Below are 18,206 nucleotides of genomic sequence, written 5' to 3' on the forward strand. Positions count from 1 at the left end.
CTACTGCAACAACCGCAAGCTTAGTTCTTCTGCTTGCTCTCGTTGCCCGGGATATACGGGCTCCACGGTTGCGCGCGGATGGTGGTCTTGGTCTTGTAGACCACGTTGAACTGACCATCGGCCTTGATTTCGCCGATCATCACCGGCTTGTGCAGGTGGTGGTTGGTCTTGTCCATTTCCAGCGTGTAGCCCGACGGTGCCTTGTAGGTCTGGCCCGCCATGGCCGCGATCACCTTGTCGGTGTCGGTGGACTTGGCCTTTTCCACGGCCTGCGCCCACATGTGGATGCCGACGTAGGTGGCTTCCATCGGGTCGTTGGTCACGACGGTGTCGGCATTGGGCAGGTTCTTGGCCTTGGCGTAGGCCTTCCACTTCTTGATGAAGGCGGCGTTGACCGGATTCTTCACCGATTCGAAGTAGTTCCAGGCGGCCAGGTGGCCCACCAGCGGCTTGGTATCGACACCGCGCAATTCTTCTTCACCCACCGAGAAGGCCACCACCGGCACATCGGTCGCCTTCAGGCCGGCGTTGCCCAGTTCCTTGTAGAAGGGCACGTTGGAGTCACCGTTGATGGTCGAGATCACGGCCGTCTTGCCACCGGCGGAGAACTTCTTGATGTTGGCCACGATGGTCTGGTAGTCGGAGTGGCCGAACGGGGTGTAGACCTCGTCGATGTCGGAGTCCTTCACGCCCTTGCTGTGCAGGAAGGCGCGCAGGATCTTGTTGGTGGTGCGCGGATAGACGTAGTCGGTACCCAGCAGCACGAAGCGCTTGGCGCCGCCGCCTTCCTTGGACATCAGGTATTCCACGGCAGGAATGGCTTGCTGGTTGGGGGCAGCACCGGTATAGAAGACGTTCTTCTCCAGTTCTTCACCTTCGTACTGCACCGGGTAGAACAGCAGGCTGTTCAGTTCCTTGAAGACCGGCAGCACCGACTTGCGCGACACCGAGGTCCAGCAACCGAAGACCACCGAGACCTTGTCCTGGGAGATCAGCTGACGCGCCTTTTCGGCGAACAGCGGCCAGTTCGAGGCGGGGTCGACCACCACCGGTTCCAGCTTCTTGCCCATCACCCCGCCGGCGGCGTTGATTTCATCGATGGTCATCAGGGCCACGTCTTTCAGGGACGTCTCGGAGATGGCCATGGTGCCCGACAGCGAATGCAGGATGCCGACCTTGATGGTGTCGGCAGCAAAGGCCGACGGCAGCCAGGAGGATGCGGCCAGTGCGAATGCACCCAGAGCGGTGGCTTTCAGTACGGTACGACGTGACATGTGGTGCTCCCTCGAGAAAAGTTTTGGAAGAATTTTTTCACTGCCCAGTCGCTTTAGCAGATTGTGTGCCAATGCCCGGTCAAGGGCCTGCGGTCTGCATCAAAGCGGGGCGGGGAGCGGCGGGAGGAGGGAATAATGTTGTCAGGCACGCCAGGATTGCGCACCAAAGCCGAGCGTCATTGTCGACAGTCGTATGGTGCTGCGGCAACACTCACCAGCCTGGCGCTCCAGCATGCGCGATCTTGGTGCGTCGGTGAAAGCGCCAGTGGGCGCGGGTTTGCGCCAGGCGAAGCAATTTCCTGAGATATGAGGCAGATTGTTCACAATAGTGAGCACATCGTGAACGATACTTTGAGCGCAGAGCGCCAGGCCGCGTGTTCCATTGCGGTGCCTGGCGCTGCCGGGGCATCAGCGCAGCAGCACGTGCTGCATGAATTGCCGCAGGGGGAATTCGATCATGTTCTGCAAGGCCACCGGCAGTTCCAGTGGACGCATGATCATCTTGATGGTGGTGTCGGGTTTGAGATTGACGCGCACGGTGCGACTCATGCGCGAGGCCAGTTCCTTCACGCGCGCCGGGTCGGCCGCCAGTTCCGGCTTGTGCACCAGGACCACATGGCGGATGGCGCAGTCGGCGTCTTCGCTCTTGAGTTCCAGGGTGCGGCGGCTCAGGGTGCCGAAGACACGCGAGCGGCCGATGTTTTCCTGGCGGCGGTAGCGACGGAAGTACTGGTAGAAGTGCTTGTAATGATTGACCTCGTCATTGGCGATGAGGCCGGCCAGGTGCTTGAGGACCGGCTCGTCGGTAGCGCGCGCCAGGGCGCGGTAATAGGTGGAGGTGCCGGTCTCTACCACGCAGCGCGCGGCCAGTTCCTGGGCGCGCGTGGGTTCGAGCAGCTCCACCTTGCAGTACTGCGAGTATTCATCGAGGAAGCCCTGGTAGGCGCGCGGCCAGTCGAATTCCGGCCAGACATGCTCGACATAGGCGCGCAGGGCCGCGCCATGCTGCAGCTCTTCCTGTTCCCAGTGCTCGCGCAGCCAGGTCTCGACTTCGGCATCGCCCTGGTAGTACTCCACCAGGTTGTGGGTATAGAGATCGGAACCGCTTTCGACGAAGGAGGCGCAGGCCACCAGGTAGAACAGGTCTTCGTTCTGCCGCACCCGCTCTTTGTCGATGCGGGTCAGGTCGATGTCATCGATGGTCCAGTGTTTTTTTTCTTGGCGACTCGGGTTCATCTGCTATACCTCTCTTCTCGAAGTGGTGGTGGGCATAGCGATATGATGCGGCGCGATGACATTGGTTCAGGGCCGCCCAAGACGTCTTGACACAACTTTGCAAAGCGTCCGGCGACGTCAGCATTTCGTCAGGGAGAATGGTCAGCGGGGCCGTGGAAATCACAGGTTCCGGGTAGCATCGCTGCCCAGCACCACACGATTGCGGCCCTGGTATTTGGCGTGATACAGCGCCTGGTCGGCGATGCGCAGCAGCTCTTCGGCGCTGGTCTGCTCATCCGGTTGCAGGGAGGCCACGCCGATGCTGGCCGTGATGTAGCCGAACGGAGAATCCGCATGCGGCAGCTTGAGCGCGAAGATGGCCTGGCAGATGTGCTCGGCCTGCTGCAGGGCATGCGCAGTGTCGCTCTCGGCGATGATGACGCTGAACTCCTCGCCGCCGTAGCGTGCGACCAGGTCGGTAGCGCGGCGCGAACTCTTCTGCAGCACACGCGCCACGATGCGCAGGCATTCGTCACCGGCCAGATGGCCGTAGCGGTCGTTGTACTTCTTGAAGTAATCCACGTCCAGCATCAGCAGCGCCAGCGCATGTCCCGAGCGCACCGAGCGCCGCAGTTCCTGGTCCATGACCTCGTCGAAGCGGCGCCGGTTGGCCACACCGGTGAGTCCGTCGGTGGCCGACAACGCTTCCAGCTTGCGGTTGGCGCGTTCCAGTTCGCGCGTGCGGTGGGCCACCTGCTCTTCCAGCACCTGCTTGCTCTGCTGCAGCTTGCCGGCCATCTCGTTGAACTTGCGCGAGAGCACGGCGATCTCGTCGCCGCCGGCCTGTTCCACCCGTACCGTGGTGTCGCCGCTGCCGGCTTCCTTCATGGCGCCCACCAGCCGCTGCAGGGGGACGCTGATGCTGCGCGCGATCAGCGCCGAGAGCAGCAGCGAGGCCCCGAAGCACAGCAGGCCGATGGCGATGATCTTGTCGCGCACCGAGCGCGTATCGGCGTTGAGCTTGTCACTGGGCGTGGCGCTGACCACCCACCATGAGGTGTGCGGCAACTGGGCAATGGCCGCATAGTAGGGGGTCTTGTCGGCGCGGGTATAGGCGATGAAGTCGCTGGTACGGCGTTGTCCGAGGCTGGCCGTGATGCCTGCCAGCAGGGCCGGATCGGCGCTGCTCAAGCTGGTATCCCGGCCCTGCACCACCACCGTGCCATCGCTGGCATCGACGATGAAGAGGCTGGAGTCGTAGCCCAGGTCGACGCCCTCGAAGATGCTGAAGAAGTAGCTCGGCCGCACGCCCACGAACAGAATGCCGGCGCTGCGGTTGTTGCCCGTGAAGCGGATCTCGCGCAGCATGGCCACGCTCTTCTGTCCATGGCCGCCGTTGTAGAGCGTCCACCAGGCGCGTCCGCCCAGGTCGGGAGCCAGCTCGGCCACGCGCCCGATATTGCTGGCCAGGGGCGCAAAGATCTGCGGATCGATGACCTGGCGCTTGCGATCAAGCAGGTACTTCTGGTTCACGTCGGGCAAGGACCCGAAGGTATCCAGCAGTACGCGCGCCACCGCGCTGCGGGCCGCCGCGCTGGCGGCTTCGTCCTGGCCATAGTAGTCGGCCAGCAGGCGCTGCAACCTGTCGGACAGGACCAGTTCCTCGCTGGTGTCTTCGATCTTTTCCATGCGCAGCATCAGGTTCTGCGAGATCTGCTTGACCACCTGGACCGAGTAGGTCCGCACCTTGTCCTGGGTGGCGCGGGTGGTTTCGCGATAGGCCAGCAGGCCCGAGATCACCAGCGGCACCAGCGAGACCAGGATAAAGGAATTGATGAGCCGGTAGCGGATTTCGATCTTGCGCAGGAAACCCAGCCAGAAGAAGTCGAGCCGTCTTTTCATGGAGAGCCCTCTTACCTGGCCGACAGGCGCGCCTGCTCGGTGATGGAATTCTGCAGGATGCGCGCTGCCCGCGCCGGTGTCTGGCTGCCCGACAGCACACCCTGCAGAAGCGGATGCAGCACCTCGATGGTATTGACCGGCAGCATGGAGTAGTACAGCCCCGGCGCATTGTCGGTGGCGGCATCGCGCTTCATCTCGTCGACCAGCGCAAACAGCGCGGGGTCTCCCCGTACATCGGAGGGGATCACGCGAAACGGCGGAATGTTCTGCCGTTTGCTCTGCCAGATCGGCATGCCCGGCCCATACAGGAAATCCAGGAACTGCGCCGCTGCCTGGCGGTGCCGCGCACTGCCGTGCTGGCCCACGGCGAAGCCGGTTTCGCTGCCCAGCACCGGCCTGAGCGGCTGGCCCCGGTCGTTCCACGGCGGCACGAAGACGCCCACGTGCATGCCGCGTCCGTTCATCAGTGTCCCGGCGGCCCACGTGCCCTGGAAGGTCATCGCGGCGCGCCCCTCGGCGAACTGGCGCAAGGTACTGTCATAGCCGGCGCGCAGGCAGTCGGCCTGCACCATTTTCCGCTCCACCAGCGTGCGCAGGCGAGTGAAGATGGCGACCCCGTCGGGATTGTCCAGCTGCAGAGTGCCATTGGCGATGCGCGTGCGCCAGTCGGGCACTCTGGCCGCGATCAGGTTGGCAAAGCCGTAGCTGAAGGGGCCATTGCCCAGCATGTTGGGAAAGCCGCCCGACAGCGCCAGCGGTACCAGACCCGCCTTGCGCAGCGCTGCACCGGCGGCCAGGAAGGAGTCGAAGTCGGTGGGCGGCGTGGCGATGCCGGCACGCGCGAACATGTCGCGGTTGTAGTAGATCAACGTGGTGGCCAGGCCGGAGGGAATGCCGTAGCGACGTCCACCCGGCGAGGTCCACTCGCGCTGCAGGATTTCCAGCATGTTGCCCCAGGCCCGGGTATCACCGATGTCGGCCAGCAGGCCCTGGTCGGCCAGGGTGGCCGTATAGGGGCTGGCATTGACCGAGAAGATGTCGGGCAGGCTGTCGGTGGCTGCGCGCGGCTTGAGGTTTTCCTCGACGGAATTGCCGATCATGAACTGCAGGTTGATCCTTACCTCGGGATGGACAAGCGTGAAGGCATCGACCACCCGGTGCATTTCTTCGGACCAGTCGGGGGCCCACACCAGTGCCGTCAGGACCACCGGCTCGGCGCTGGTGCTTGCGGCACGCGCGCTTGCTGCGCCTGCGCTGTCGTCACCGCGTTCGCAAGCGGCCAGCAGGAGGCTTGCGACCACCCCCGCGATGAATATCCTGAGCCCGCGCATGGCGCGCCCGGTCATGCCTGAGAGTGCGCAGCTGGAGTGGCAATCCGGATCAGGCACGCCTGTTACTGATGGCGTATATCGGCCACGCATCGATTTCCCCTGCGGCTAAGCTTTTTGTTTTACAGCAATGCGCATGGTGCTGCGTTGCGCCTACCTGCCGCTCTCTTTGCACGATCCTGGCATATGAGAACAATGGCAAGAAGTTTGCCAGTTTTTACAGTTTCCTGCACGAACCGCGTGCGCTTTTATTGTCTTTGCTCAGCTTTTGCCACGGCGCAAGTGCGCCCGGCTTGATGTGCCGCCTGAACGAAAATGAACAGGCCCTTATAATGGGCCCCTCGCGCCCTAAGGGGCGATCGCGGTTCACTTTGCTTCAACCTGTCGGCATCTTCCTCTCTGCTGAGGATGCGGCTGTCTCACCGATTCCACATGCACAACAAAGATACTTCGCTCTCCATGGGCAAATTTCCCCCATGGCTGGCCGTCCTGGCAGCCTTGACCGCGCTGGGCGCGCTGGCCATCGACATGTACCTGCCCAGCTTCACGGCCATCGCCAAGGATCTGGGCGTGGGCACCAACCTGGTCCAGCTGACGCTGGCCTCGTTCCTGGTCGGCCTGGCCGTGGGGCAGATGTTCTATGGTCCGTTGTCGGACCGCTTCGGTCGCAAGCCGCCCTTGTTCTTCGGTATCGCCCTGTACTTTGTTTGCTCGTTGCTGTGCATTTTTGTACAGAGCATCGAGACCCTGATCGTGTTGCGATTGTTCCAGGGCCTGGGTGGTAGCGCCGGCATGGTGATCCCGCGCGCCATGGTGCGTGATCGCATGGGGGCCGAGGGCTCGGCCAAGGCGTTCTCGATGCTGATGCTGGTATTCGGGCTGGCCCCGATCCTGGCTCCCTTCATCGGCGGTCTGATGCTGGTCTTCGCCAGCTGGCGCGGCATCTTCGTGGTGCTGACCATCTTCGGTCTGCTGTGCATGCTGGGCACCCGCAAGTACCTCACCGAGACGGTGGACGTTTCCCGTGCCGAACCCTTGCACCTGGGTCGTACGTTGCGCCAGTATCGGGACCTGCTGCGGCATCGCCAGTTCATGTCCTTCGTGCTGTGTGGCGGCCTGGTGCAGGCGGGGATGTTCGCCTACATCGCCGGTGGTCCGTTCGTGGTGATCGAGCTGCACGGCATCCAGCCGCAGTATTTTGGTTTCGTGTTTGCCTCCAACGCCGTCGGGCTGATCGCCGCCTCGCAGATCAATGCGCGCCTGGTGGTCAAGCGCTCGGCCGAGCGCGTGCTGGGCCGTGTGTTGTGGGTGCCGGCGGGCCTGTCGCTGGTGGTGGTGCTGGCCGTGGCCGCTGGACTGGAAAGCCTGCCCCTGCTGCTGTTCGGCTTCTTCGGATATCTGACGGCCTATGGCTTCACCGGCCCGAATGCAACTGCCATCGCCTTGAAGCATCAGGGCCGCCAGGCCGGTACGGCTGCCGCGCTGATGGGTACCCTGCAGTTCGGCATGGGCGTGCTCTCCGGCGTGGTAATGAGCCTGTGGCATGACGGTACGGCCTTGCCGCTGGTGTCGGTGATGGCCTTCTGCGGCGTGAGCGCATTCCTGCTGTATCACTTCGTGGCCAAGCATGAGCCGGTGACAGCGGCGCAGCATTGAATTTCAGGAAGCGCTGACCCCTCATGCTCTACGCCGTCTCCGCCTCCATCCTGTGGGGCTTGTTCCCGCTCTACTTCAAGTTGCTCAAGGAAATTCCTTCCTTCGACATCGTGGTCCATCGCCTCTTCTGGTCTTGCGTGTTCCTGGTGGCGGTGCTGGCCTGGCGGCGCCAGTGGGGCTGGGTCGCCGAGGTCCGTCAGCGGCCCATGGTGGTGGCCGGCTTCCTGCTCTCGGCCCTGCTGCTCACCGGCAACTGGACACTCTACGTCTGGGCCGTCAATGCCGGGCGCATCGTCGATACCAGCCTGGGTTACTTCATGAGTCCGCTCGTGAGCGTCTTCATGGGCTACCTGATCCTGAAGGAACGCATGCGTCCCCTGCAATGGCTGGCGGTGTTCCTTGCACTCGGTGCAGTGATCTGGCTGACCATCGCCAATGGCAGCCTGCCGTGGATTTCGCTCTTGATCGCGCTGACCTTCGCCTTCTATGGCCTCTTGCGCAAGACCGCGCACCTGGGTGCCCTTGAAGGCCTGTCGCTGGAAACCTTGCTGATGCTGCCGCTGGTGCTGGTCATCCTGGGTCTCGATACCCTGCGCGACAGCAACGCCTTCACCCATGCTTCCACTTCGGCCCGGATCCTGCTGGCCTTGTCCGGCCCCATCACGGCGGTGCCGCTGCTGCTCTTTGCCCATGGCGCGCGTCGCATCCCCTTGTCGATGCTGGGCCTGATGCAATACATTTCGCCCACCATCCAGCTGCTGGGTGGCGTGCTGATCTACGGCGAACCCTTTGCCGGGGCACGCGCCATCGGCTTTTGCGTGATCTGGGTGGCGCTCGCGGTATACTCCGCCGAAGGCTTGTGGCGCTACCTGCGCACCCGCGCGCAAAGCTCGGCAGAGCCCAGCGCCGGCGGCGCCTGATCGCCGTCTTACCGTTTCCCTCTCACTGGCAACTCATACCATGGCCCAATACGTCTTTACCATGAACCGCGTCGGCAAGATCGTGCCGCCGAAGCGGCAGATCCTCAAGGACATCTCGCTGTCCTTCTTCCCCGGCGCCAAGATCGGCGTGCTCGGCTTGAACGGCTCGGGCAAGTCCACCCTGCTCAAGATCATGGCCGGCATCGACAAGGAAATCGAGGGTGAAGCCATCCCGATGCCCAACCTCAACATCGGCTACCTGCCCCAGGAACCGCAGCTCGATCCCGAGAAGACCGTGCGCCAGGAAGTCGAAAGCGCCCTGGGTGAAGTCTTCGAAGCCCAGGCCAAGCTGGACGCGGTCTACGCCGCCTATGCGGAAGAAGACGCCGACTTCGACGCCCTCGCCACCGAGCAGGCCCGCCTGGAAGCCATCATCGCCGCCGCTGACGGCAACAGCCTCAACCAGCAGCTGGAAATGGCCGCCGACGCGCTGCGCCTGCCGCCCTGGGACGCCAAGATCGGCGTGCTCTCCGGCGGCGAAAAGCGCCGCGTGGCGCTGTGCAAGCTGCTGCTCTCCAAGCCCGACATGCTGCTGCTGGACGAACCGACCAACCACCTGGACGCCGAATCGGTGGACTGGCTGGAGCAGTTCCTGCAACGCTTCCCCGGCACCGTGGTGGCCATCACCCACGATCGCTACTTCCTCGACAATGCCGCCGAATGGATCCTGGAACTGGACCGTGGCCACGGCATCCCCTGGAAGGGCAACTACAGCTCCTGGCTGGAACAGAAGGAAGCCCGCCTGAAGCAGGAAGAGGCCAGCGAATCGGCCCGCCAGAAGACCATCGCCAAGGAACTGGAATGGGTGCGCCAGAACCCCAAGGGCCGCCAGGCCAAGAGCAAGGCGCGTCTGGCCCGCTTCAACGAGCTCTCCGAATACGAATACCAGAAGCGCAACGAGACCCAGGAAATCTTCATTCCCGTGGCCGAGCGCCTGGGCAATGAAGTCATCGAATTCAAGAACGTCAGCAAGGGCTATGGTGACCGCCTGCTGATCGACAACCTGAACTTCAAGATCCCGGCCGGCGCCATCGTCGGCATCATCGGCCCCAACGGCGCCGGTAAATCGACCCTGTTCCGCATGCTGGCCGGCCGTGAAACCCCGGACAGTGGCGAACTGGTGCTCGGCCCCACCGTCAAGGTGTCGCTGGTGGACCAGTCGCGCGAAGACCTGGGTAACAAGAAGACGGTCTTCGAAGATGTCTCGGGCGGCGCCGACATCCTCACCGTGGGCCGCTTCGAAATGCCCTCGCGCGCCTACCTGGGCCGCTTCAACTTCAAGGGTGGCGACCAGCAGAAGATCGTCGGCAACCTCTCCGGCGGTGAGCGCGGCCGTCTGCACCTGGCCAAGACCCTGCTGCAGGGTGGCAACGTCCTGCTGCTGGACGAACCGTCCAACGACCTCGACGTGGAAACCCTGCGCGCCCTGGAAGATGCGCTGCTGGAATTTGCCGGCACCGTGCTGGTGATCTCCCACGATCGCTGGTTCCTGGACCGTATCGCCACCCACATCATCGCCTTCGAAGGCGATTCGCAGGTTACCTTCTTCGACGGCAACTATCAGGAATACGAAGCCGACAAGAAGAAGCGCCTCGGCGAAGAAGCGGCCAAGCCCAAGCGTATCCGTTACAAACCGGTTACGCGTTGATCGCTTCACTGATGGGTACGTAAAAACGCCGCGGGTTCCCGCGGCGTTTTTTTTTCGTCCGCCTATCCTCCGCCTGTCGTCCGCCTGTCGTCCGCAGCCCGGACGTAAAGAGTTGTAGGGACGCATGACGCCGCCCCTCGCGCTGGCTACCATCGCGGGATCACCACATCACCGGGAGCCCCGATGCAGATCCGCAGAACGCTATCGCTTGCCCTGACGACGGTGCTGGCCGGTTGCGCCACCTCGCAACCGGTCACGCAGATCGACAAGGATACCTACCTGCTGGTAGCCAGTTCGCGCTGGCATGGCAATGACGGCGTGGCTGTACAGGGCTTGCAGCAGGCCGATGACTGGTGCCGCCAGCAGGGCCGCCACGCCCGCATCATCGGCAGCGAACGTTCGGAGGGCGTAATCGGCGTGATGCCGCCCAAGGTCATGCTTAGTTTCAAATGTGATCTATCCCGCCCGTAGCGGCTCCCACCGCCCGGGAACGGGCAGCAATCGGCCTGCACGGGTAGAATCACGGCCTTGCCCGCCCACAAGGCCCCGGCCAGAGAAGAGGCCGTCACCGTATCGGGTGCACGATGATTCCTCCACCGCAGTTCGCGTCATCCACGCAGTCAACATAAAAAACGCGCCATCCCGTCATGATCGTCTTCATGCGCGGGTTTGTTTCATCATTCATCCATTGCCATGCTTGCCACCATCACCCGCCTCTTTCCCGTGTGGGCGCTGCTGCTTTCCGCTGCCGCCTACTTCTCGCCGCCGACCTTCACGCCCCTGGGCAAATACATTACCCAGCTGCTCACGCTGATCATGCTGACCATGGGCGTGACGCTCACGGTGGACGACTTCAAGCGCATCATCAAGCGCCCCGCGCCCGTGGCGGCCGGTATCGTCCTGCACTACCTGGTCATGCCGCTGGCCGCCTGGATCATCGCCAAGGTGCTGCGCATGCCGCCCGATCTCACCGCCGGCATGGTGCTGGTGGGCAGCGTCGCCTCCGGTACTGCCTCCAACGTCATGATCTATCTCTCGCGCGGCGATGTGGCCTTGTCGGTCACCATCTCCACCCTGTCGGCACTGGTGTCGGTGTTTGCCACGCCGCTGCTGACCGAGCTCTACGTGGATGCCTCCATTCACTTCGACGCCCACGCCATGCTGATGTCCATCGTGCAGATCGTGGTGGTCCCCATTGCGGTCGGCCTGGTGCTGAACCTGTTCGCGGGCAAGCTGATCCGCCGCATCGAACCCTACCTGTCGCTGGTGTCGATGGTGGCCATCCTGTTGATCATCTCGGCGGTGGTCGCAGGCAGCCAGGCCAGCATTGCGTCGGTGGGCCTGGTGGTATTGGTGGGCGTGATCCTGCACAACGGCCTGGGCTTGCTGGGCGGCTACTGGGGTGGCCGCCTGCTGGGCTTCGATGAGGCGGTCTGCCGCACGCTGGCCATTGAAGTCGGGATGCAGAATTCCGGTCTGGCCGCTGCGCTGGGCAAGTTGTATTTCACGCCGGTGGCGGCTCTGCCGGGTGCGCTGTTCTCGGTGTGGCACAACCTCTCCGGGTCGCTCTTGGCCGGCTACTGGCGCGGCCGTCCGCCGCGTGACTGAAGCGCGGTTGCAGTGATGCAGCGCTGAGTCCAACGGCCCGCCTCGCCTTGAGGCGGGCCGTTGTCCTTGGTGCGCAGCGAAGCGCAAAAACTGATTACAATCCGCCATCACCGCACGTCCCACCCATCTCCAAGAGGAGGCCATTCCATGCAAAAACGCAAGTTCCTCAGTCTGGGCGCCTCGCTGCTGGCCGCGCCCGCCGCCCTGCCGGCACTGGCCGCTGACAAGAAGGCCAGCCCTGGCGCAGGTCCGGTGCTGCTCACCGTCACCGGCGACATCAGCAAGACCAATCGCGGCCCGCTCGATCCGGCGCTGGACCAGATGATGGCCAAGCAGAAGCTGGCGTTCGACCGTGCCCACACCTTCGATTTTGCCGCGCTCGCCGCGCTGCCTTCGGTGGAGATCCGTCCCACGCTGGAATACGATGGCCGCCGCCACAGTCTGCGCGGTCCAATGCTCTCGGAGGTCTTGCGCGCCGTCGGCGGGCCCGCCGCCGTGCAGAACTGCGCCCTGCGCGCAGTGGATGGCTATGCGGTGCTGGTCTCGGCGGAGGATATCGCCAAGTATCGATTCATCATCGCCACCCATCTGGATGGCAAGCCCATCCCGCTGGGCGGACTCGGTCCGCTATGGGCCGTGTATGACGCCGACAGCTTCCCCGAGATGAGCGCGCGCCCCTTGCCGGAGCGCTTCGGCCAATGCCCCTGGGGCCTGTATCACATCGCCGTGCGCAAGGCCTGAGGCGATGCCATGGGGCAGCGCCTCAGACGTTGATGGCGCTGTCGGACTTCATGCGCTTGCGCAATTCAAACTTCTGGATCTTGCCGGTGGACGTCTTGGGCAGCGGACCGAAGTAGATCGCCTTGGGCACCTTGAAACCGGCCAGGTGGCCCCGGCAGAATTCGGTCAGTTCTGCCGCATCGATGTTGGCACCTTCCTTGAGCTCGACGAAGGCGCAGGGTGTCTCTCCCCATTTCTCATCCGGTTGTGCCACCACCGCTGCGGCCAGTACGGCCGGATGGCGGTACAGCACGTCCTCCACTTCCACGCTGGAAATGTTTTCTCCGCCGGAGATGATGATGTCCTTGCTGCGGTCCTTGATCTTGATGTAGCCGTCCGCATTCATCACACCGAGGTCGCCGGTATGGAACCAGCCCCCGGCAAAGGCTTCATGGGTCGCACGGTCGTTCTTCAGGTAGCCCTTCATGCAGATGTTGCCGCGGAACATGATCTCGCCGATCTCCTCGCCATCGGCGGCCACCGGTTCCATGGTATCGGGGGAGAGCACCGTCACCCCGCTTTGCAGGTGATAGCGCACGCCCTGGCGTGACTTCTGCACCGCGCGCTGGTCCACCGACAGCGCGCTCCATTCATCCTGTTCCGCACACACGGCCGCCGGTCCATAGACTTCGGTGAGTCCATACACGTGGGTCAGCTCGAACTGCATCGCCTCCATCTTGGCCAGCACGGCTGCCGGCGGCGGCGCCCCGGCCACCATCGCCTTGACCGGGCCACGGATATTGGCGCGCCAGCCCTCGGGGGCATTGGCCAGCGCCGCATGCACGATGGGCGCGGCGCAGTAATGGGTGATGCCGTGTTCGGCGATCAGGTCGAACACCAGCTTGGGCTCGAACTTGCGCAGGCACACGTTCACCCCCGCGCGTGCGGCCACCGTCCACGGGAAGCACCAGCCATTGCAATGGAACATGGGCAGCGTCCACAGGTAGACCGGATGCTTGGGCAGATCCCATTCGAGGATGTTGGAGATGGCATTGAGTGCCGCGCCGCGATGGTGATAGACCACGCCCTTGGGGTCGCCGGTGGTGCCGGAGGTGTAGTTCAGCGCAATCGCATCCCACTCGTCGGCAGGCCATTGCCATTCGAAGTTTTCATCGCCATCGGCCAGCAGGGCTTCGTATTCCAGATGGCCGAAGCGCTCGCCGGGTACCGGTGGCGGACCCAGCACGTCGAACACCTCGACGATCTTCAATGCCGGCAATTGCGCGCGCAGCTGCTGGGCCAGTGCGGCGAATTCGCTGTCGATGAGCAGCACCTTGGCCTCGCCATGGCGCAGCATGAAAACGATGGATTCGGCATCGAGCCGGATGTTGAGTGCATTCAGTACCGCACCGGCCATGGGCACACCGAAGTGCGCCTCCACCATCGCCGGGGTATTGGGCAGCATCGCCGAAACGGTATCGTTCTTGCCGACGCCGAGGCGCTGCAGGGCGCTGGCCAGGCGGCGCGTGCGGCGATAGGTCTGGTCCCAGTCCTGGCGCAATGCGCCATGGATGATGGCGGGACGCTGGCCATAGACGGCAGCGGCGCGCGCGATGAAATCGATGGGGGTGAGGGCCGCGTAATTGGCGGCATTGCGGCCGAGGCCGGTGTCGAAGTCTGCCATGCTTGTCTCCTTGCGGCGGGGATGAGGGGCGCGGCCTGTGCATTTTTTATCAGCCGCCTGTGATTAGGGTAGCACCGAAGCGGTCTTGTGCTTTGTCATCACGATGACAAGGCTGACATGCGACAATGTTGGCCGTTTCCTCTTCCCCGTGCACATCCCATGAGCAGCCCGATGGCGCAGCTTCTGCAGCAATACGACTGGTTCGCCGCGCTGGCGCCGGAACACCGTGCGCTGGCCGCCGCCACCACCCAGCTTGCGCGCTATGCTGCCGACGCCTTCGTGGCCCGGCGCGGTGAGCTCTCGCAATACTGGATCGGCGTGCATGAGGGCCTGATCAAGCTGGCCGTCTACAACATCGATGGTCGCAGCAGCACGCTCTCGGGCGTACCGCAAGGCGGCTGGTGCGGCGAGGGCAGCGTCATCAAGCGCGAGCCGCGTCGCTATGATGTCATCGCCATCCGCGCCGCGCAGATCCTGCTGGTGCCCGCCGATACCTTCCATCGCCTCATGGCCGAAAGTCTGCCCTTCAACGCCTTCGTCATCGGCCAGTTGAATGAACGCATGGGCCAGTTCATCGCCACCGTCCAGAACGAGCGGCTGCTCGACGTCGATGCCCGCGTAGCGCAGGCCATTGCGCAGCTGTTCCATCCCATGCTCTATCCGCGCACGTCCAAGGTGCTGGAACTGTCGCAGGAAGAAATCGGTCTGCTGACCGGCCTGTCGCGCCAGCGCGTGAACCAGGCCATGCGCCACCTGGCCGAGCTGGGGCTGGTGGAAATTTCCTACCAGAGCATCCGCGTGGTCGATCTGGATGGCTTGCGCGCCTTCGGCATGGCCTCGCTGTGAGTGGCCTGTCACCACGACGACAGTCTGGCGCCCGCGGCTGACTTAAGATCACTTGCGCATCCCGGAGTTGAGACCGTATCGGAACAGCCATGGCCATCGTCACCCATCATCATCTGCCTCTGCGCGAACTACGCTTCGCCGCCCCCGCGCGGGTGCGGGTATGGAAGGGCGCGGCCACCTTGAAGAGCGGCGGCGTGGCGGTCGAGTTGCAGGAGGGCGAGAGTTTCACCGTGCCGCCCTTCGTGCGCTTCGCCTGCCTGGCGCATCCGCGTGTGACGGCACAGGGCATGCGCCCGGCGGTGTGGTCGCTGTCCCTGGAGGCGCAGTCGAGCGCCGACATGGAGCGGGCCGCCGACACCAGCAAGCCCCACGCCCGGCGCCTGGCTGCCGCGATCTTTGCGCAACCGGCCGCGCAGTGGTGTGCCGAGCGCATTGCGCGGGAGTGGCAGATCTCCACCGCGCGCCTGCGTGCGCTCTTGTTTGCCGAGGGCGAGTCGCTGCGCAGCCTGGTGCGCGAGCAGCGCGTGGCGTGGGTGCTGGCGCAACTGGCGCGCATGGAAGATGCCCGGGCCCGCCCGTCTGATGCCGGGTTCGCCTCGCAGGCGGCCCTGCAGCGCGCCTGCCAGGACCTGATCGGCCTGCCGCCCGGGATTGCCGAGCGCGCGCTCTCCCTGCTCAGCAGCCAGCCCAGGGCGGCGCTCCCGCCGCCGCAGGAGGGGCAGTCCCGCCAGCGGCGCTATCGCCCCTATTTCTGAGGCGGGTGCGGCCGGCTGGCGGCAAGTTTGCTACCATCTGCGCTTTCCCTCAATTCTGTACGGCCCGGCATGGGCTGATTTCTCATGAGCAAGTTCTGGAGTCCCATCGTCAGCCGCCTGACGCCCTACACCCCCGGCGAACAACCCAAGCTCGCGCGCCTGGTCAAGCTCAATACCAACGAGAGTCCGTATGGTCCCTCGCCGCTGGCGCTGCAGGCCATCGCCCGCGAGGTCAGCGACAGTCTGCGGCTCTATCCCAATCCCGACGCCGAGCCGCTGAAACTGGCCATCGCCGGTCGTCACGCCGCCGACGGTATCACCGCGCGCGAGGTGTTCGTGGGCAACGGTTCGGATGAAGTGCTGGCGCATGCCTTCCAGGCCCTGCTGCAGCATGGCAAGCCCATCCTCTTCCCGGACATCACCTACAGTTTCTACCCGACCTATGCCGGCCTGTACCAGGTCGACTATCGCGCCGTGCCGCTGGCCGAGGACTTCACCCTGCGCAGCGCCGATTACCTCGGCCATGGGGAGTCCATCGGCGGCATCATCTTCCCCAATCCGAACGCGCCGACCGGTTGCTTGCTGGGGCTGGAGGAGGTGGAGCGCATTCTGCAGGGCAATCCGGAACGGGTCGTGGTGGTCGATGAGGCTTACATCGATTTCGGTGGCCAGAGCGCCATCCCGCTGGTGCAGCGCTATCCCAACCTGCTGGTGGTGCAGACCTTCTCCAAGTCGCGCGCGCTGGCCGGGATGCGGGTCGGTTTTGCGGTCGGTCATGCCGACCTCATCGATGCGCTGGAGCGGGTCAAGAACAGCTTCAATTCCTATCCGCTGGATCGCCCCGCCATTGCCGGCGCTACCGCCGCCATCGAGGACGAGGACTATTTCCGCAAGACCTGCGACATGGTCATCGCCAGCCGTACCGCCCTGGTGGGGCAGCTGCAAGCCCTGGGCTTCGAGGTGCTGCCTTCGGCGGCCAACTTCGTCTTCGCCCGCCATCCGCAACGCGATGCCGCCGAACTGGCCGCGTCGCTGCGCAGCGACGGCATCATCGTGCGTCACTTCAAGAGCGAGCGCATCAAGCAGTTCCTGCGCATCACCATCGGCACCGATGAGGACTGCGGCATTCTGGTGGAGTCTCTGCGCCGCCACCTCGGTCAGCAGTAAGCCCGGCGGCGGACCGCGCCGGCATTGGCCGCGCGGCCCGATGTGCAGAAAACGTCAAGCCGCGCCGGGTGGCCTCTCGTGCGCGCCCAGCGGCTTTTGCCGCCATGCCACCAGCGACCCCGCCAGCAGCATCAGTGCAGAAAACGTCAGCCCGCGTTGCAGGCCGCCCGCACCATCGGCGATCCATCCGACGATGGAAGGGCCGATGATCTGGCCCACGGCGAAGATGATGGTGAAGGCGCTGATGCCTGCAGGCCAGTCCGCCGGCGGCAGGTTGTGGCGCACCATGGCCGTGGTCGAGGCCACGGCCGAGAGGAAGCAGCCCCCAAACAGCAACCCTGAGGCAAACACCGCCACGGGCGCTGCCGTCGTGGCCGGCAGCAGGGTGGCCAGGCACAGCAGGCCGTTGAGGATGGCCAGCGATTGCCCACCGTGGAAGCGGTCCAGCATGCGCGCCCAGATGCGCGAGGACGCAAAGGTCGCCGCCCCCAGCAGCGCGAAGAAGAGCGTGATGCGTGACGCCGCCATGCCTTCCTCTTTCAGCAGGGCGATGACGAAGGTCATGTAGCCGATATATCCCAGCCCGAAGAATAAATAACCGATCAGCCCGAACAGCAGGCTGCGCGGACGCCATGCCCCGCCTCCTGCCGCCTGTGCCGGCGAGGTCGGCATCAGCCGGGCGGGCAGCGTCATGACCAGGCTGGCCACCAGCGCCAGCACGCCCAGCAGCACCCATGCCCATTGCCAGGGATGCGCTGCACCCTGGGCGACCGCGGCGTCCATCACCGGCGGCACCAGCAGCGATGCGGCCACGATGCCGATGCCGGTGCCGCCGTAATACAGACCCAGCAGCAGCCCCGCGCGCTGCGCGTGCAATGCCGCCAGCCGGCTCACCAGCAAACCGCCCGAGACGAAGATGAGCGCACTGGTCACCCCCGTTACCACCCGCAACAGCAATTGCAGCAGCGTGTCCGTGGTCAGCGCCGGCAGGAAGGAGAGCAGGGCGGTGCCGAAGGCGCCCGCGATGAGCACGCGGTGCGCCTGATAGCGGCGCATCAGTACCGGTGTCATCAGCGCGCCCAGCAGATAGCCCAGCGCATTGCCGGTATTCATGCCCCCGGCGATCAGATAGGGCCAGCCCAGGTCGGTACGCATCGGCGCCAGCAGCAGGGCATAGGAAAAGCGCGCCACCCCAAGCGCCACGGCCGTGCCCAGCGACAGGGCCAGGGCGGTGAGGATGGGATGGCGCAGGATGAATGGCGCGGGCGCATGCGCAGCGTGGCGGGTCATGGAAGGACGTCTCCTGGCGGTCTTGTTATGGTGTGGCGCCAGTGTAGCCGATGCAGGCCAGTGCGGTGCCAGGCCCTTGGGCCTGTTCACATTAAATCTGCGAGATGCGTTGCCCCCAGAAGGCGTGGTGGCA

General features: G+C 64.3%; 15 protein-coding genes. 9 read left to right on the top strand and 6 right to left on the bottom strand.

Features of this window, described 5'->3' with window-relative positions:
* Positions 1-20: 20 nt before the first annotated feature.
* The 4 genes from urtA to ACODSZ_RS21745 all read right to left on the bottom strand — a co-directional run bounded on the left by urtA (position 21) and on the right by ACODSZ_RS21745 (position 5,692).
* A complete protein-coding gene (gene urtA, locus ACODSZ_RS21730; RefSeq protein ID WP_008333704.1) occupies positions 21-1,274 on the bottom strand; it encodes an urea ABC transporter substrate-binding protein in 1,254 nt (417 codons plus the stop codon).
* 408 nt (positions 1,275-1,682) lie between these two features.
* On the bottom strand, positions 1,683-2,510 hold the full coding sequence (locus ACODSZ_RS21735; protein WP_488928516.1) for a ferritin-like domain-containing protein: 828 nt from the start codon (positions 2,508-2,510) through the stop codon (positions 1,683-1,685).
* A gap of 159 nt (positions 2,511-2,669) precedes the next feature.
* Positions 2,670-4,391, bottom strand: coding sequence for a sensor domain-containing diguanylate cyclase (locus ACODSZ_RS21740; RefSeq protein ID WP_008333699.1), 1,722 nt, complete (start codon positions 4,389-4,391; stop codon positions 2,670-2,672).
* Positions 4,392-4,402: 11 nt separating this feature from the next.
* Positions 4,403-5,692: an ABC transporter substrate-binding protein gene (locus tag ACODSZ_RS21745; RefSeq protein WP_349627579.1), complete on the bottom strand. Its 1,290-nt coding sequence runs from the start codon at positions 5,690-5,692 to the stop codon at positions 4,403-4,405.
* A gap of 459 nt (positions 5,693-6,151) precedes the next feature.
* Here ACODSZ_RS21745 and ACODSZ_RS21750 point away from each other — a divergent pair, with 459 nt between their 5' ends.
* From ACODSZ_RS21750 to ACODSZ_RS21775, 6 genes are all read left to right on the top strand, one after another.
* The gene (locus ACODSZ_RS21750) at positions 6,152-7,375 is read left to right on the top strand and encodes a Bcr/CflA family multidrug efflux MFS transporter (protein WP_175344938.1); all 1,224 of its coding nucleotides are present in this window, start codon (positions 6,152-6,154) and stop codon (positions 7,373-7,375) included.
* 23 nt (positions 7,376-7,398) lie between these two features.
* Positions 7,399-8,295, top strand: a complete 897-nt coding sequence (gene rarD / locus ACODSZ_RS21755) for an EamA family transporter RarD (protein WP_488928517.1) — start codon at positions 7,399-7,401, stop codon at positions 8,293-8,295.
* A gap of 40 nt (positions 8,296-8,335) precedes the next feature.
* A complete protein-coding gene (gene ettA, locus ACODSZ_RS21760; protein WP_008333675.1) occupies positions 8,336-10,003 on the top strand; it encodes an energy-dependent translational throttle protein EttA in 1,668 nt (555 codons plus the stop codon).
* Positions 10,004-10,186: 183 nt separating this feature from the next.
* Positions 10,187-10,474: a hypothetical protein gene (locus ACODSZ_RS21765; RefSeq protein WP_175344936.1), complete on the top strand. Its 288-nt coding sequence runs from the start codon at positions 10,187-10,189 to the stop codon at positions 10,472-10,474.
* Positions 10,475-10,696: 222 nt separating this feature from the next.
* Entirely contained in the window at positions 10,697-11,611 is a 915-nt protein-coding gene (gene panS / locus ACODSZ_RS21770) for a ketopantoate/pantoate/pantothenate transporter PanS (RefSeq protein WP_034351498.1), read from the top strand.
* Positions 11,612-11,758: 147 nt separating this feature from the next.
* Positions 11,759-12,352, top strand: coding sequence for a putative pterin-binding protein (locus ACODSZ_RS21775; RefSeq protein WP_488928518.1), 594 nt, complete (start codon positions 11,759-11,761; stop codon positions 12,350-12,352).
* Between the two features lie 22 nt (positions 12,353-12,374).
* On the opposite strand, the gene ACODSZ_RS21780 is transcribed toward ACODSZ_RS21775, so the two are convergent.
* Positions 12,375-14,015 carry an acyl-CoA synthetase gene (locus ACODSZ_RS21780; RefSeq protein ID WP_488928519.1) on the bottom strand — a complete coding sequence of 547 codons (1,641 nt, stop codon included), beginning with the start codon at positions 14,013-14,015 and terminating at the stop codon, positions 12,375-12,377.
* A 171-nt stretch (positions 14,016-14,186) separates the two neighbouring features.
* Here ACODSZ_RS21780 and ACODSZ_RS21785 point away from each other — a divergent pair, with 171 nt between their 5' ends.
* From ACODSZ_RS21785 to hisC, 3 genes are all read left to right on the top strand, one after another.
* Positions 14,187-14,861: a Crp/Fnr family transcriptional regulator gene (locus ACODSZ_RS21785; RefSeq protein ID WP_008333670.1), complete on the top strand. Its 675-nt coding sequence runs from the start codon at positions 14,187-14,189 to the stop codon at positions 14,859-14,861.
* A gap of 89 nt (positions 14,862-14,950) precedes the next feature.
* Positions 14,951-15,616 (top strand): hypothetical protein, encoded by a 666-nt coding sequence (locus ACODSZ_RS21790; RefSeq protein WP_175344933.1) that lies wholly within the window; start codon positions 14,951-14,953, stop codon positions 15,614-15,616.
* An 84-nt stretch (positions 15,617-15,700) separates the two neighbouring features.
* Positions 15,701-16,783, top strand: coding sequence for a histidinol-phosphate transaminase (gene hisC / locus ACODSZ_RS21795; protein WP_175344932.1), 1,083 nt, complete (start codon positions 15,701-15,703; stop codon positions 16,781-16,783).
* Positions 16,784-16,837: 54 nt separating this feature from the next.
* Here the strand turns inward: hisC and ACODSZ_RS21800 are convergent, their stop codons facing one another.
* On the bottom strand, positions 16,838-18,073 hold the full coding sequence (locus ACODSZ_RS21800) for a YbfB/YjiJ family MFS transporter (RefSeq protein ID WP_008333665.1): 1,236 nt from the start codon (positions 18,071-18,073) through the stop codon (positions 16,838-16,840).
* Positions 18,074-18,206 lie beyond the last annotated feature (133 nt).

This window comes from Herbaspirillum sp. FG34, from assembly GCF_057809315.1.

What these genes read in the sequence shown, in the direction of transcription:
- rarD (WP_488928517.1), top strand. Translation starts at nt 7,399, where the DNA reads ATGCTCTACGCCGTCTCCGCCTCCATCCTGTGGGGCTTGTTCCCGCTC.
- urtA (WP_008333704.1), bottom strand. Translation starts at nt 1,274, where the DNA reads ATGTCACGTCGTACCGTACTGAAAGCCACCGCTCTGGGTGCATTCGCA.
- ACODSZ_RS21740 (WP_008333699.1), bottom strand. Translation starts at nt 4,391, where the DNA reads ATGAAAAGACGGCTCGACTTCTTCTGGCTGGGTTTCCTGCGCAAGATC.
- ACODSZ_RS21765 (WP_175344936.1), top strand. Translation starts at nt 10,187, where the DNA reads ATGCAGATCCGCAGAACGCTATCGCTTGCCCTGACGACGGTGCTGGCC.
- ACODSZ_RS21750 (WP_175344938.1), top strand. Translation starts at nt 6,152, where the DNA reads ATGCACAACAAAGATACTTCGCTCTCCATGGGCAAATTTCCCCCATGG.
- ettA (WP_008333675.1), top strand. Translation starts at nt 8,336, where the DNA reads ATGGCCCAATACGTCTTTACCATGAACCGCGTCGGCAAGATCGTGCCG.
- ACODSZ_RS21785 (WP_008333670.1), top strand. Translation starts at nt 14,187, where the DNA reads ATGGCGCAGCTTCTGCAGCAATACGACTGGTTCGCCGCGCTGGCGCCG.
- ACODSZ_RS21790 (WP_175344933.1), top strand. Translation starts at nt 14,951, where the DNA reads ATGGCCATCGTCACCCATCATCATCTGCCTCTGCGCGAACTACGCTTC.
- panS (WP_034351498.1), top strand. Translation starts at nt 10,697, where the DNA reads ATGCTTGCCACCATCACCCGCCTCTTTCCCGTGTGGGCGCTGCTGCTT.
- hisC (WP_175344932.1), top strand. Translation starts at nt 15,701, where the DNA reads ATGAGCAAGTTCTGGAGTCCCATCGTCAGCCGCCTGACGCCCTACACC.
- ACODSZ_RS21800 (WP_008333665.1), bottom strand. Translation starts at nt 18,073, where the DNA reads ATGACCCGCCACGCTGCGCATGCGCCCGCGCCATTCATCCTGCGCCAT.
- ACODSZ_RS21775 (WP_488928518.1), top strand. Translation starts at nt 11,759, where the DNA reads ATGCAAAAACGCAAGTTCCTCAGTCTGGGCGCCTCGCTGCTGGCCGCG.
- ACODSZ_RS21780 (WP_488928519.1), bottom strand. Translation starts at nt 14,015, where the DNA reads ATGGCAGACTTCGACACCGGCCTCGGCCGCAATGCCGCCAATTACGCG.
- ACODSZ_RS21735 (WP_488928516.1), bottom strand. Translation starts at nt 2,510, where the DNA reads ATGAACCCGAGTCGCCAAGAAAAAAAACACTGGACCATCGATGACATC.